16 protein-coding genes are annotated in these 13,079 nt (G+C 68.2%); 5 read left to right on the forward strand and 11 right to left on the reverse strand.

From position 1 onward, the window contains the following. The 4 genes from ACILQR_RS11880 to ACILQR_RS11895 form a co-directional block, all read right to left on the reverse strand. On the reverse strand, positions 1-1,112 hold a 1,112-nt coding region (locus ACILQR_RS11880; RefSeq protein ID WP_395651619.1), incomplete at its 3' end, for an N-succinylarginine dihydrolase. Between the two features lie 187 nt (positions 1,113-1,299). After that, positions 1,300-2,715 carry a succinylglutamate-semialdehyde dehydrogenase gene (gene astD / locus ACILQR_RS11885; RefSeq protein WP_395651620.1) on the reverse strand — a complete coding sequence of 472 codons (1,416 nt, stop codon included), beginning with the start codon at positions 2,713-2,715 and terminating at the stop codon, positions 1,300-1,302. A gap of 7 nt (positions 2,716-2,722) precedes the next feature. After that, positions 2,723-3,730: an arginine N-succinyltransferase gene (locus ACILQR_RS11890; RefSeq protein ID WP_395651621.1), complete on the reverse strand. Its 1,008-nt coding sequence runs from the start codon at positions 3,728-3,730 to the stop codon at positions 2,723-2,725. After that, the gene (locus tag ACILQR_RS11895) at positions 3,731-4,981 is read right to left on the reverse strand and encodes a hydrolase (RefSeq protein ID WP_395651622.1); all 1,251 of its coding nucleotides are present in this window, start codon (positions 4,979-4,981) and stop codon (positions 3,731-3,733) included. It abuts the gene before it with no gap. A 120-nt stretch (positions 4,982-5,101) separates the two neighbouring features. Here ACILQR_RS11895 and ACILQR_RS11900 point away from each other — a divergent pair, with 120 nt between their 5' ends. The 4 genes from ACILQR_RS11900 (at position 5,102) to ACILQR_RS11915 (ending at position 7,944) form a co-directional block, all read left to right on the forward strand. Next, on the forward strand, positions 5,102-5,608 hold the full coding sequence (locus tag ACILQR_RS11900; RefSeq protein WP_395651623.1) for a hypothetical protein: 507 nt from the start codon (positions 5,102-5,104) through the stop codon (positions 5,606-5,608). Positions 5,609-5,610: 2 nt separating this feature from the next. After that, entirely contained in the window at positions 5,611-5,952 is a 342-nt protein-coding gene (locus tag ACILQR_RS11905) for an arsenate reductase family protein (protein WP_395651624.1), read from the forward strand. A 308-nt stretch (positions 5,953-6,260) separates the two neighbouring features. Beyond that, entirely contained in the window at positions 6,261-7,031 is a 771-nt protein-coding gene (locus ACILQR_RS11910; protein WP_395651625.1) for an SDR family NAD(P)-dependent oxidoreductase, read from the forward strand. Then, entirely contained in the window at positions 7,021-7,944 is a 924-nt protein-coding gene (locus tag ACILQR_RS11915) for a lysophospholipid acyltransferase family protein (RefSeq protein ID WP_395651626.1), read from the forward strand. The genes ACILQR_RS11910 and ACILQR_RS11915 overlap by 11 nt, the downstream gene beginning before the upstream one ends. Here ACILQR_RS11915 and ACILQR_RS11920 read toward each other — a convergent pair. From ACILQR_RS11920 to ACILQR_RS11930, 3 genes are all read right to left on the reverse strand, one after another. Further along, positions 7,917-8,435: a response regulator gene (locus ACILQR_RS11920; RefSeq protein WP_395651627.1), complete on the reverse strand. Its 519-nt coding sequence runs from the start codon at positions 8,433-8,435 to the stop codon at positions 7,917-7,919. The genes ACILQR_RS11915 and ACILQR_RS11920 overlap by 28 nt on opposite strands. A 91-nt stretch (positions 8,436-8,526) precedes the next feature. Next, positions 8,527-9,423: a M23 family metallopeptidase gene (locus ACILQR_RS11925; RefSeq protein WP_395651628.1), complete on the reverse strand. Its 897-nt coding sequence runs from the start codon at positions 9,421-9,423 to the stop codon at positions 8,527-8,529. Then, complete coding sequence (locus ACILQR_RS11930; protein ID WP_395651629.1) at positions 9,420-9,638, reverse strand: DUF2093 domain-containing protein; 219 nt, start codon at positions 9,636-9,638, stop codon at positions 9,420-9,422. The genes ACILQR_RS11925 and ACILQR_RS11930 overlap by 4 nt, the downstream gene beginning before the upstream one ends. A 439-nt stretch (positions 9,639-10,077) precedes the next feature. On the opposite strand from ACILQR_RS11930, the gene ACILQR_RS11935 reads away from it, so the two are divergent. Continuing rightward, complete coding sequence (locus ACILQR_RS11935; RefSeq protein ID WP_395651630.1) at positions 10,078-11,436, forward strand: M28 family metallopeptidase; 1,359 nt, start codon at positions 10,078-10,080, stop codon at positions 11,434-11,436. 13 nt (positions 11,437-11,449) lie between these two features. On the opposite strand, the gene ACILQR_RS11940 is transcribed toward ACILQR_RS11935, so the two are convergent. The 4 genes from ACILQR_RS11940 to ACILQR_RS11955 all read right to left on the reverse strand — a co-directional run. Next, positions 11,450-11,905, reverse strand: coding sequence for a winged helix-turn-helix transcriptional regulator (locus ACILQR_RS11940; RefSeq protein WP_395651631.1), 456 nt, complete (start codon positions 11,903-11,905; stop codon positions 11,450-11,452). 141 nt (positions 11,906-12,046) lie between these two features. Next, positions 12,047-12,361, reverse strand: a complete 315-nt coding sequence (locus ACILQR_RS11945; RefSeq protein ID WP_395651632.1) for a hypothetical protein — start codon at positions 12,359-12,361, stop codon at positions 12,047-12,049. Continuing rightward, a complete protein-coding gene (locus tag ACILQR_RS11950; protein WP_395651633.1) occupies positions 12,358-12,636 on the reverse strand; it encodes a hypothetical protein in 279 nt (92 codons plus the stop codon). Before ACILQR_RS11950 ends, ACILQR_RS11945 begins: the two co-directional genes overlap by 4 nt. A 105-nt stretch (positions 12,637-12,741) precedes the next feature. Beyond that, a partial coding sequence (locus ACILQR_RS11955) for a glutathione S-transferase family protein (protein WP_395651634.1) occupies positions 12,742-13,079 on the reverse strand: 338 nt, incomplete at its 5' end.

Genomic DNA, 13,079 nt, shown 5'->3' on the forward strand with positions numbered 1-13,079 from the left:
ACGACCCTAAGTCGCAGGCAGGCCGGGCCACCGCCGTTCCTCATCGACTGGCGCACATCGACGTATTCGACCCGGCCGATCGATCCGTTGGAGGCGGCCAGGGACTGGGCCACCGCATGGGCGCGGGGGTTCGCTTCCGTCTCGGTCGGACAGATCAGGGTCAGGCGGTCCTCGCCGGGCAGTCGCACCAGCATCGAGTTGAACAGATAGCTAGAGATGGCGTCCGCCAGCGGCAGGTCGGTGGAGGAGACCTGGACGAAGATCGGCTCGAACCCCTTGGCGGCCGCGCGGATGGCGGCGTGGGTCGCGGCCGTGTCCTCGAAGGCGAGGTCATGGTGAAACAGGGTGTCGAGCGCGCCGACGCAGACGACGTCGTTGTGGAAGGTGCCACCCGCGATCGCGGCGCGGGACTGCTGGGCCAGCACGGCGCCTGACGCGCCGTGGCGACGGGCGACGGCCTCGCTGGCCTGACGCGTCTGGCGAGCGGGGAAGGGGCCGTCCCAGGCTTGATGCGCGTCGCGGCCCCAGACCAGAAGGTTGACGCCCGGCTCGCCGTGATCGGCACATAGACGGACGTGATTGGCCGCGCCCTCGTCGGCGAGATGGGCGACGGACGGCAGGGCGTCGTGGACGGCGTGATGGTCGGGGTGCTGGAACAGCGCCTGAAGCGACCGCTTGGTCTGGGCGTGCTCCAGCGACCTGTGCAGGTTGGTGACGAGGTTGGCGGGCGTGAAGTGGACGCGGCCGTCGGCGCTGTCGGCGGATGCCGTCACCGTCGCGGCGTTGGCGGCCCACATCGGCGAGGCGGAGCAGGCGGCGGCGGCGATGGCGGGGGCGTCCTTCCACGCCTGTTCCAGCACCCGGGCGTCGGAACCGGTGAAGCCGAGGGTGCGCAGGAAGGGGATGTCGGGCCGTTCGTGCGGCGGCAGGACGAACTGGGGCAGGCCGAGGTCGGCGAGCCGCTTCATCTTCTGCAGGCCTTGCAGGACGGCCGCGCGGGGGTTGGAGGCGTCGCCCTTGTTGCGACCGGAGGCGAGGTTGCCGGGGGACAGGCCGGCATAGGAATGGGTCGGGCCGATCAGGCCGTCGGCGTTGGCCTCGATGGCTTTCAACGAACCCTCTCCCCCTGTGGGAGAGGGAGGCCGCGCACGATGGCCGCTTGGCCATCGTCCTGGCGCGGGCGGGTGAGGGGTAAAGCGGTGGAGGCTGACCCACGGCTGGACCCCTCACCCTTTCGCGCAAGACCGATCGCTGACGCTCTCGGGCGCTCAAGCCCTCTCCCACAAGGGGAGAGGGAGGTCATTTGAGCCCCCGCATCTCGCCCTCGATGTTCTTCACCGCCCCGGCCTCGAAACTCGCCACCGGATAGGCGCAGTAGTCGGCGGCGTACCAGGCGCTGGGGCGGTGGTTGCCGCTGTCGCCCAGGCCGCCGAAGGGCATGTCTCCGGCCGCGCCTGTGGTCGGCCGGTTGAGGTTGACGACGCCGGCGCGGATGCGGCGGATGAAGCTGTCCCAGTTGGCGGGGTCGTCCGAAATCAGCCCTGCGGAAAGGCCGTAGCGGGTGGCGTTGGCGGCCTGGATCGCGGCGTCGAAGGTCGGGACCCGGGTGATCGACAGGAAGGGGGCGAAGATCTCCTCGTCGGGAACGTCGACGCCCGTCACGTCGATGAGGGCGGGGCGGACGAAGGCACCGGACAGGCCTTCGACGGGGCCGGACGGGCGGATGAAGCGGGCGCCGAGGTCGATGCGCTGCTGGAGCGCGGAAAGGGCGGCGTCGGCGGCGCGTGGCGAGATCAGGGGGCCTGCGTAAGGCTCCGGCGTCTGGTCCCAGGGGGCGAAGATCAGCCGCTCGACCATGGCGTCGATGGCCCCGATGACGGCGTCGCCGGCGGGGCCCTCGGGGATGATGAGGCGGCGCGCGCAGCTGCATCTCTGGCCGGTGGTGACGAAGGCGGACTGGACGACGAGGCCGGCGACCGCTTCCGCATCCCCCGCATCCCAGACCACCAGCGGATTGTTGCCGCCGAGTTCCAGCGCCAGGATGACGTGCGGGTTGTCCGCGAACTTGCGCCGGAAATGCGCGCCCGCCGCGCCGGAGCCGGTGAACATCAGGGCGTCGATCGGCTGGTCCAGCAGGGCGGCGCCGGTGTCGCGGCCGCCCTGAACGATGTTGAAGACGCCGTCGGGCAGGTCGGCCTCGGCCAGGCATTCGGCCATCAGTTGACCGGTGTGGGGCGTCTCTTCGGACGGCTTGAACACGACGGTGTCGCCGGCCAGCAGGGCGGGGACGATATGGCCGTTGGGGAGGTGTCCGGGGAAGTTGAACGGGCCCAGCACCGCCGCCACGCCGTGAGGGCGGTGGCGCAGGGTGGCCGAACCGAAGGCCGTCTGGGCCGTGCGTTCGCCCGTGCGCTCGTCATAGGCGCGGATGGAGATATCGACCTTGCCGGCCATGGAGCCGAGTTCGGCGGTAGTTTCCCAAAGGGCCTTGCCGGTCTCGCGAGAGATGGCTTCGGCCATGGCTGGCGCGCGGGATTTCAGGGCGGCCTGATAGCGCTTCATCGCGTCGATGCGGTGCTGGCGCGGGCGGTCGGCCCAGTCGGGGAAGGCGGCGCGGGCAGCCTCGACGGCGGTGGCGGTTTCGGCGGGGGAGGCGGCGTGGCCTTCCCAGACCGTCTCGCCGGTGGCGGGGTTGGTGGAGGTGAAATGGGTCATGGGATGCTCAGGCCTTGATCCGCACTGTGTCGCCCGCGCGGACCTTCAGGGCGTCGGCGGTTTCGGAGGACAGGGTCGCGGTGTCGCCGTCCAGCGACGCGCGCTGGCGGACGGCCCGAAAGGCGCCGACGCGGCCGGTGGAGATCAAACTGGGCAGTTCGGCCTCGACCTCTGGGGCGATGGCGACGGTCATGCGGCGGGCGTCGCGCACGGTGCGGATGTGGTCGCGGGGGCAACTGACGGTCGGGCCCGCGTCGAAGATGTCGACAAGGCCGTTGGGGCGGAAGCCTTCGGATTCCAGCAGGGCCATGGCCGGGACGCCCTGCGGATGGACCTTGCCGATCACGGCGCGGGCGGGTTCGGGCAGCAGGTTCACATAGATGGGGTGGCGGGGGGCGAGGTCGAGGATGAACTGCTTGTCGGTCGAGCCGGTCATCATGTCGGCCTGATCGAACTCCATCGGGAAGAATTTGTGGGCCACATGGTCCCAGAACGGGCAGGCGCCGTCGGGGGTGAAGACGCCCCTGAGCTCGGCCAGGACAGTCTCGGCGAACAGCTCGGGCTCGGCGCCGATGAGCATATAGCGGGACTGGGACAGCAGACGGCCTGCACCGCCCTTTCGCCGGTCGGCCTTGAGGAACAGGGAGCCGACTTCGGACCAGCCGGTGCATTCGTTGACCAGGACCAGGGTCTGGTGCTCGATCTTGATGTCCAGCGAGGGTGAGGACGAGGCGTTGTTGACCACCCGATAGGAGAAGAAGGGGCGTTTCAGGCCGACGGCGGCCTTGACGCTGCCTATGCCGTCGACGTCGCCGGTGTCGCTCTCCTCGAGCATCAGGGTGTACCAGCATTCCTGGGGCGGGAGGCTGCCGGTGAAGCTGTCGCGGCTGAGGTCGAGGCGTTCGGTCAGCTGGTCCGGGTCTTCGGGCAGGCTGGTGAAACCGGGGCCGCTGAGGATGGCAAGCTCCAGCAGGTGGTCGAGGTCGGCGGGGCCGGCGGGGCGGACGACGAGCATCTACATCGTCTCCAGACGCAGGCGTTTGAGCGCGTGGGCGTCGATCTCGCCCGTGGTGAGCTTGCACAGGATCAGGGCGCTCAACTGTGCGCGCTCGACGAAGCTGTCGGGCCAGGCGAACTCTTGATCCGAATGGATGTCGCCGCCGCGCACCCCCAGGGTGTCGATGTTGGAGAGGCCGGCGGCATGCAGGTTGTTGCCCTCGCAGACGCCGCCGGACGGGGTCCAGGCGATGGGCTGACCCAGCAGGGCACCCGTGGCGCGGACGGCCTCGAACAGGGCGACCTGAGAGGCGTCCATCGGCTTGGGCGCGCGGGTCATGCCGCCGTGCAGGTCCAGCGTCAGGCCCTCGAACGGCGGCGTGGCGACGATCTCGGCGACGGCGTCGGTGATCCAGGCGGCGGATTGCGCGTCGGGGACGCGGACGTTGAAACGGACCACGGCATTGTCGGCGACGACGTTCAGGGCCCCGCCGCCGCTGATCCTGGCGACATTGACGGTGACGCCCTCGCGGCGACCGTTCAGCGCGTGCAGGGCGGCGGCGATGATGGCGGCGCCGGCTATGGCATTGGCCCCCTCATGGAAGGCCCGGCCGGCGTGGGCGGCGCGGCCGGTGACGATCAAATGGTAGTTGCCGCTGCCCTTTCGGGCCCCTGCCATGGTGCCGTCGGCGAGCGCCGGTTCATAGGTCATGCCGACGTGACCCGCCGCGCCGAGCTCGGCCAAAAGGGGGGCGGAGGCAGGGGAGCCGATCTCCTCGTCGGGGCTGAGCAGGACGGTCCAGCCCAGGTTGGCGCGGTCGGGATGGGTCTCGAAGGCTTCGAGCGCCGCCAGCAGGACCGAGATGCCGCCCTTCATGTCGGCGACGCCGGGGCCGTTCAGGGCGCCGTCGGAGCGGGTGGTGACCGACCGGAACCGGCTGTCGGCGGGGAAGACGGTGTCGTAGTGGCCGGTCAGCACGACCTGGATGGGGGCGGACGCGCGGGCGGTGATCTTCAGCGCGTCGGCGTGGGCGAGGGACTGCACTGAGCCGTCGTCGCCAATGGTGGTCGAGCCTTGTGTCGGGATGCGGGTGACCTCGGCCGGAAGGCGACGGGCTTGCGTGTCCAGAATGTCGAGCACGGCGTTCAGGCCGTCGGTGTTGCGGCTGCCGGAGTTGATCTCGGCCCAGTCGAGGGTCCGGCCCACGATCGTCGCTTCCCTGGCCGCGACGTGGTCGAGGACGGCCTGATCGGGCTGGAGAATCCGCATCGCCGGACCCTAGCGAGGTCGGCCGGAAAGGTGAAGGGACAGCGATCGGAGGATGCGAATCCGGGCTTTACTCGCCGTCGCGCGATGTTAAGGTCGCTTTACATTCTTGGAGAGGAACCGATGACCCACCTGTTGCCCAACGCCCCTGTGGCGACCGAAGCCCAGGCCGAAAAGGCCGCCCGTGCCAGCGCCATCTCGATCATCATCGGGGTGATCGTCGGCATCATCGGGGCCGTCTGGATGGCCACCCAGCCACAGATCGCCGCCGAAGCCATTGCGGCAGCCGAGGCCCAGACCCCCGGCGCGGGTGCGATCGTGGAGGCGACGATGCAGGGAACGATCTGGTTGGGTTACGCGATGATCGTGGCCCAGGTGGTCTTTGCCTTCATCCAGTGGCGCTCGCCCAAGAAATGGATCGCGATCCTGTTCCTGGCCCTGCTGGCCCTCGGTCTGATCAGCGTGGTGGCGTCGCCGTTCGCCGCTGCCATGAGCCCCGGCTCTCCGGTCACGCCGATGTGGCAGGTCGCACTGTCGGGCGTCATCATGGTGATCCAGATCATCCTGCACGTCACCGGCCTGAAAGGCATCTCGGCGCTGGACCGGCTTCAGATGGACGCCGCGCGCTGAACGTGTCGGTCACGATCTATCACAAGCCGACGTGCAGCACGTCGCGCGCGGCCCTCGCTCTGTTGAAGGCGCGAGGGCTGTCGCCGTTGGTGGTCGATTACATGAAGGTCGGCTGGGACCGGGCGACGCTGGAGCGGCTGGGGGCCGCGACCGGTGGTGGCGTGCGTGGTTTGTTGCGGACCAAGGAGGAGGGGGCCAGGGCGCTGCTGGCCTCCGGCGCCGATGCTGAGGCGATCGTGGCGGCCATGATCGCCGATCCGGTGCTGGTCGAGCGGCCGATCGTGGAGACGGGCAAGGGTGCCCGGATTGGAAGACCGGTGGAGACGGTGCTGGAGGTGGTGTGAGGCATTCCGCTATTCGCCCGCGTATTGCGGACAATCACTCCTGTCGTCGAGCGAAGCGATATCGGGATCACGGGGTAGTCGGCTTTCGCCTTGCAGCATGGGACGGCCTCTGATCTTCGTTGCCTTCGTGTACCCTATCCTCGGGCTGAACCGAGTCAGGACCCGGGGCTCTTGAACGCCACACCTCCTCCGCAAGGGAGAGAAGCAAGAAAACCGCAGCCCTTTCCGCCACGTCACCGTTGTCGCACCCGGGGGGCAGGGCGTAACCATGGCTTCAGGCGGCGTCATGACCGCGACGGAGCAAGCGCATGGAACTGTTCGACCTGACCGGCAAGGTCGCCGTCATCACCGGCTCGTCCAAAGGCATCGGCCTGGCCATCGCCCAGCGGCTGGCCGAACACGGGGCCCGGGTCGTGATCTCCTCGCGCAAGGCCGGGCCTTGCGACGAGGCGGCCTCGGCTATCAATGCGAAGTATGGAGAGGGTCGGGCCATCGCGGTCCCGGCCAACATCGCCTCGAAGGAAGACCTGCAGCGGCTCGTGGACGAGACCAACTCAGCCTTCGGCCGGATCGACATCCTGGTCTGCAACGCCGCGACCAACCCCTATGCCGGGCCGATGGCGGGGATCAACGACGAGCAGTTCGGCAAGATCCTCCAGAACAACGTGGTCTCCAACCACTGGCTGATCCAGATGGTCGCGCCTCAGATGCTGGAGCGGAGGGACGGTTCCATCATCATCGTGTCGTCGATCGGGGGCCTGCGCGGCAATGCCCTGATCGGTGCCTACAACATCTCCAAGGCCGCCGACATGCAGCTGGCGCGCAACCTGGCGGTGGAGTGGGGGCCCTCCAACATCCGGGTCAACTGCATCGCGCCGGGTCTGGTCCAGACCGACTTCGCCCGCTACCTTTGGGAGAACCCCGACCTGCTGAAGGAGGTCACCGGCCCCGCCCCGCTGAAGCGGATCGGCCAGCCCGATGAAATCGCCGGCGCCGCCGTCTATCTCGCATCCCCCGCCTCGGCCTATATGACGGGCCAGACCCTGGTGGTGGACGGCGGGATTACGATTGCCTGGTGAGCGAGCCTCTTTCAAACAAGACCTGATCTGGCGGCTGGAGGCGGCGGGGTTCGACGCCTTCATCGGCCTGATGCGGCTGCTTGGGCTTGAGCGGGCCTCGGCCTTCGGGGGCGGGCTGTTGCGCTGGCTGGGACCGAAGACGGGCACCCACCGGACCGTGATCCGCAACCTGCGCATCGCCTTTCCCGACATGGAACCGGCGGCCCGGGAACGTCTGGCCGTCGATCAGTGGGAACAGACCGGCCGGGCCTTCGCCGAGACGGCGGTAATGGACCAGCTGACACTGGCCTCGGGCCGGATCGAGGTCGTCGGGCTGGACCGGCTGCACGCCATCCGCGACTCAGGCTGCCCGGTGGTCTTCGTCGGCGGGCACCTGGCCAATATCGAGACCCTGGCGGTGACGATCGTCGGTTCGGGGGTGCTGTGCCAGATCACCTATCGCGCGGCCAACAACCCCTATGTCGACGCCCGCATCGTCAGGCTTCGGGCCGACTACGGCGTCAAGCTGTTCGCGCCCAAGGGCGGCGACGGGGCCCGGGAACTGTTGAACGGGATGGCGCGCGGCGAGAGCGTCGCCCTGATGAACGACCAGAAATTCTCGGAAGGTCCCGAGGTCGTCTTCTTCGGCCAGCCGGTCAACGCCGCGCCCGGCCCGAGCCGCCTGGCCCTCCGATACGGCACGGTGCTGCAACCCCTGTCGGTCACCCGGCTGCCGGGCGTGCGGTTCCGGGTCACGGCGCATGAGCCGATCGAGATCGAGAAGACCGGCGATCGTCAGGCCGACATCGCGCGGGGCGTCCAGGCTATCACCAGCTTCATCGAGAAGCGGGTGCGGGAGAACCCCGTCGACTGGTTCTGGGTCCACAAACGGTGGCCCGACCGGGTCTATGCCGCGTTGCCGCCCGAGACCTGAGCGTCCTTTGGATCGGTCGAGCGCCGCATGGGGCCGCGATAGGTACCGTTGTTCCGCCGCCGGTCCGGGCCGAAATAGCCGTCGGTCTTCACAAAGGCGCGGGGGCGGATGATCACGGCCTGGATGCGGTCGAAGATGGCCTTGGCGGTGATCGGCTTGACCACGAACTCGGTGACCCCGGCGTCGCGGGCCTCATAGACCCGGCTCTTTTCGGAATGGCCGGTCATCATGATGATGGGCAGATAGGGGTTGGCGCTGTCGGGGCTGTTGCGGACCAGCCGGGTGAACTCGACCCCGTCCAGAGGGAACATGTTGAAGTCGACGATGGCCAGGTCGACCGGGGCTTCCCGCAGGGCCTCGAGCGCCATCGATCCGTCCGAGACCTCGCGTATCCTGCGAATGCCGGCGGACTGGAGGATGGCGGACGTGATCGCCCGCATATGCTGGTTGTCGTCTACCAGCAGGATGCTGAGCGACTGAAGTGCGGACATGCAGTGTTCTGACCGTAATGCCGAATCCGGCAGGCGGCTGACATTACGAATGATTTAGCCAAACGTCCACCGGGCGAACGGGGTTCAACCGTCAGGCGAAATCCGGTGCCCGGGCCCCGACCATCAATGATGGATCCAGATTGCGGTCGCGCCATTTCATGCGCCAGCACAGGTGCGGACCGGTCGCCCGACCCTTCATGCCCACAAGGCCGATCGGCTGGCCGCGCAGGACCCGCTGACCCGCCGTCACGTCCAGCCGCGACTGGTGCAGATAGACGCTGATCAGCCCTTGGCCATGGTCGATCAGGGTCAGGCCGCCCTCGAAATGCATGTCCGGCTCGGCCAGCACGACCAGACCCGGCGCGGGTGCGCGGATCGGGGTCCCCTGGGGCGCGGCCAGGTCGATGCCGTAGTGGGGCCGGGCGGGCGTGCCGTTCAGGATCCGCTGCGCCCCCCAGGCGCTGGAGATGCGATAGGCCTCCAGCGGCCAGACGAAGCCCCCGGCGAAATCCTCGGTGTCGGCCCGGCTCTGGAAGGCGGCGGTCTTGAGGGCCAGTTCGCGCTGGATGCGGGCCAGAAGGTCGGGGTCCGAGGGCGCGATGGTGGAGGGCGGCAGGCCGTCGATCCGGCTGGAGGGGAAGCTGCCGGGGGCGACGGCGACGGGCGTGGTCGTCACCCGCATCTGGCCGGTGGCGGCGTCCGGCGTGGCGGTGGCGGTGGCGATGCGGGTCGAGGCCGGGCCGTCGCGGTCGAAGCCGACGACGAACAGGCCGGATCGGGACGCCTGGGTCAGGGCGGTGCCGTCCACCTCGATGGAGGCACCGGGCGTGGTCCGGCCGAAGATGAAGCCGCCCTGGACCGGTCTGCCGGTCATGGGCATCGTCTCGGAGGGTCGGCGGATGGGCGGGGGTTCGGGGTCGGCGATGATCGGGGTGGCGACCAGACTGGCACCGGCACCCAGCAAAAGGGTCCGCCGGTTCGGGATCACGTCCCGGACGCGGCCTTGGGGCCGATGCGGGTCAGGGCCTCGGCCGGACCGGCATAGGGTTCCTGAAGCTCGGCGGACCAGTAGCGCAGGGCCTCCAGCGGAATGGTCCGCCCCGACACCGCGCAAACCACATAGGGGCCGGGCTTCAGCACGGCGAACTCGCCGTCGCCATAGTGAAGGGTGGCCGGGCCGGGGTTGAGGTCCATCGCGTTCATGGGATGAAGATAGCGCGGGTCCCGAAGTTTCGCGAGGGGCTTTCACGTTCCGCTTCGTCGCGGGTCGAACTGGCGGTGGCGGTCTGAAAACACAGCGCCAAACCGCCAAACCGCCAGGTCCGTCCGAGCAAGATCAATAACTTGTATTGCAGGGGTGGCGCGGACCGCCAGAGCGATGGGGGTTGAACGGGCCCGCCATCGCGCGTCAGCCATTCTGTTTTCAACGACCACAGGCACGGAGGTGGGGGCGTCGGTGCCGGTGCGCAAGAGATCAGTAGGAAAATAATTCTATCTGTCTTGTTCCCGGCTTGGTCGAACCCGGTACGCGACTTGTCTTTCGTCTATGGAAGTCTGCGATTTCCGGTCGAGGGTCGCACCGCCGCTTGACGGTTCCGGGGCCGCCGATCAAACCGGGGCAAAGTCGATCCGGAAATGTCTCATGCTGAACCTCCGCACGCTCCTCGTCGCCGGCCTCGTCGCCGCCTTCGCCACGGCGGGTCAGGCGCAGGAGGCCTGGACGGTCAAACCCGCCTGGGTCAGTGCCCACGAGAATTTCCTCGCATCGCCCGCCCTGCGCGGTCGGGGCAGCGCAACCCCGGATGAGGTCGTCGCCGCGACCTATGTCGCCTCGGTGTTCGAACGTTATGGCCTGACCCCTGCGCCCGGCATGACCGGCTTCCTCCAGACCGCACCCCTGACCAAAACCACCCCCAGCGGCCATGCCACCCTCACAGTCGGCGGGGTCGCGGTCGCGCAAGGGGAGGGGCTGTCGATCCTGTCCGCCTCGGGCACGCGGATCGAGGGCACGGTCGCCACCGGCTCGGACCCCGCCGCCATGCCCAGGGCCGACATCGTCCTGATTTCCCCGCCCGAGGGCCCCGGCTTCCGTCCCCTGATGGGCGCGGCGCGGGCTGCGGGTGCCAGGGTCATCGTCCTGCGCGAGACCGATACCCTGAAACAGGCGGCCGCGCGGTCACGCCAGCGTCCGACCTACACCCTGGTCGGCGAAGAGCCGGGCGGTCGGCCGGACATCCTCATTCTAAGCCCTGACGCCTTCGATCGCCTGGCCGCGGCGACCGGCCCCGCCGTCCTCGATCCCGGGACGCCGACGGTGGAGGACGCCTCGACCGTCAACGCCATCGGCTGGCTGGAGGGCTCCGACCCCACGGCCGGCGTGGTCATGATCTCGGCCCACCTCGACCACCTCGGTGTCGTGGACGGCGTCCTGATGCCGGGTGCCAATGACGATGCCTCGGGCACGGCGGCGGTGATGGAACTGGCCCACGCCTTGGCGGCAGGCCCTCAGCCCAAACGCAGCATCCTGTTCGTCGCCTACGGCGCCGAAGAGATCGGCCTGCTGGGCTCGCAGTATTTCGGCGAACACCCGCCCGTGCCGCTCGACCGGATCGTCGCCAATCTGGAGATCGAGATGATCGGCAAACAGGACCCCAACCTGCCCGCCGGCGTCATGATGATGACCGGTTTTGACCGCTCCGACTTCGGCCCCCTGATGAAGGCGCGCGGGGCTCTCGTCACGACCGATCCCTATCCGGAGCAGCAGTTCTTCCAGCGGTCCGACAACTACGCCCTGGCCCTGAAAGGCATCGTCGCCCACACCATCTCCGGCTGGGCCACCATCCCGACCTATCACTCGGCCGAGGACACGATCGCCAACCTCGACATCGGCTTCATGACCGCCGCCATCCAGTCCCTGGTCGAGCCCCTGCGCGCTCTGGCCGACGGCGCGTTCACGCCGCAATGGGCAGAGGGTGGACGGCCGGTCGCCGGCGGGCGATAGGGCTCCTGTTCGATCAGAACCGATCAAGTTTTTGCGGCGCGGCCTTCAACTCGCCGACGATAAAGCGTGCAAACTCCCGGTTCCGGTTCCGGGTCAGCATGCCGGTGGTGGTTCGATATCCACGGGCGTCCTTCTCGATCCGTCCCGCATCCACCAGCGCCTTGAGACGGCGCCGCACCGTTTCGCGCGGCAGTCCCGTCGAATCGGCGATGGAACGTCCGCTCGTCGGTTGATGTAGGTGATCCGGCAGCGATTGGGTTCCCAGCGACTGCAGCAGTTCCGGATCGCGAAGGTGTTTGCCGGCACTCGCGGCTGCGACCGTCAGGATGACGAGAATCGTTTCCACGTCGTCGCCCTCGAAACAATCGCAGGCCTTTCGCACCAGGCGCAGAAAGATCTCTGTCGCAGCCATCGCCTGCGCACGCTCGTTGTACGCTACAGCCGTCGGATCATTCTGGTTCGCCTGCACCGGACCTCGCTCCCCGTTTGAGGACAGGGTGCTTGAATTATGCGCTCGCGACCAGCGCCTGGCCGACGGGCATGCCGACGAAGGACCGTAGATGCCCGCGCGCAGGCTGGTGACGGGGCCAAGACATTGTCGAAGCAGGATTTACTGGCGTTCGAGCGAACATGCCGACTGTTGCGGCGGTCTGCCGGTTTTCGCCGTGTAGGCCTCGCGCAGGAGATTGGCCTGGACGGCGTCGACCTGATCGGGTGTCATCCGACTGTCGGCGATGGCCTGTTTCAGTCGTTCCGCCAGCCAGTCTCCCATCGTCGAATTGGCATCCGCCAGGGCCAGGGCGAGCCCTTCCCGATCTTCGCACGGCTCGGGCCTGAGCTGACGGTGGAACCAGATGACTTCCTTCAGGGTGTCGACGCGGCCGCGGATCATGGCCTGGCGAAAGGCTGCGGTCCGGGTCGTCATGACAGGCCCGCCTGGCGGGCGCGAGACAGGGTGGAGGCGTCGTCGGTCAGGCTGTCGATATAGGCGCGCACGACTGCACCAGCGCCTGCTGGCGTAGGGCTGTCGGTATCGCCGCACTCCTGCCGCAGACGGTCGGCCTCGATCGACAAGGCCTCAAGAACATCGGCCATGTCGCCGGGCGAACGCCCGCCGATGGCTCGACTGAGCCCGAGCACGATCGACCGCAAGGCGGCCAGATCGATTGAAATCGCCTGCAGGTGACTGTCGTGTTCCATAGCGCGTCCCGATGATCGGGGGCGGCTCCTAGTGGGTTGACCGTCGAAAAACCACGGGTCAGTGACCCATTCCGGGTCACTTGAGCCTGACCTCGGCACCAGTCCTCAGTCGTACGACCCCAGCGCCAGGGCCGCCTCGACCCGTCCGATCCAGGCTCGCGTCGCCGTTCGCGTCGAAAGGTCAAATCCTCCATCGAACGCCATCCGTGTGTAGGCGACCAGGGCGATATCCGCCAGCGTCATTCCTTCCCCGACCAGCCAGTCCTGCCCCGCCAGCGCCCCCTCCAGCCGGTCCAGCGCCGCCTCGCCCCGCTCCATGATCCGCGCCTCGACCTCGGCCTTGCCCAGATACAGCCGCTGGAACCGCGCCACCGCGACATAGGGTTCGTGGCTGTACTGCTCCCAGAACAGCCACTCCATCATCCGCGCCCGCTCATAGGCGT

The sequence above is a fragment of the Brevundimonas sp. genome (assembly GCF_044239655.1).
Taxonomy (GTDB): domain Bacteria; phylum Pseudomonadota; class Alphaproteobacteria; order Caulobacterales; family Caulobacteraceae; genus Brevundimonas.

What these genes read in the sequence shown, in the direction of transcription:
- ACILQR_RS11935 (WP_395651630.1), top strand. Translation starts at nt 10,078, where the DNA reads ATGCTGAACCTCCGCACGCTCCTCGTCGCCGGCCTCGTCGCCGCCTTC.
- ACILQR_RS11920 (WP_395651627.1), bottom strand. Translation starts at nt 8,435, where the DNA reads ATGTCCGCACTTCAGTCGCTCAGCATCCTGCTGGTAGACGACAACCAG.
- ACILQR_RS11900 (WP_395651623.1), top strand. Translation starts at nt 5,102, where the DNA reads ATGACCCACCTGTTGCCCAACGCCCCTGTGGCGACCGAAGCCCAGGCC.
- astD (WP_395651620.1), bottom strand. Translation starts at nt 2,715, where the DNA reads ATGACCCATTTCACCTCCACCAACCCCGCCACCGGCGAGACGGTCTGG.
- ACILQR_RS11945 (WP_395651632.1), bottom strand. Translation starts at nt 12,361, where the DNA reads ATGACGACCCGGACCGCAGCCTTTCGCCAGGCCATGATCCGCGGCCGC.
- ACILQR_RS11890 (WP_395651621.1), bottom strand. Translation starts at nt 3,730, where the DNA reads ATGCTCGTCGTCCGCCCCGCCGGCCCCGCCGACCTCGACCACCTGCTG.
- ACILQR_RS11895 (WP_395651622.1), bottom strand. Translation starts at nt 4,981, where the DNA reads ATGCGGATTCTCCAGCCCGATCAGGCCGTCCTCGACCACGTCGCGGCC.
- ACILQR_RS11950 (WP_395651633.1), bottom strand. Translation starts at nt 12,636, where the DNA reads ATGGAACACGACAGTCACCTGCAGGCGATTTCAATCGATCTGGCCGCC.
- ACILQR_RS11930 (WP_395651629.1), bottom strand. Translation starts at nt 9,638, where the DNA reads ATGAACGCGATGGACCTCAACCCCGGCCCGGCCACCCTTCACTATGGC.
- ACILQR_RS11910 (WP_395651625.1), top strand. Translation starts at nt 6,261, where the DNA reads ATGGAACTGTTCGACCTGACCGGCAAGGTCGCCGTCATCACCGGCTCG.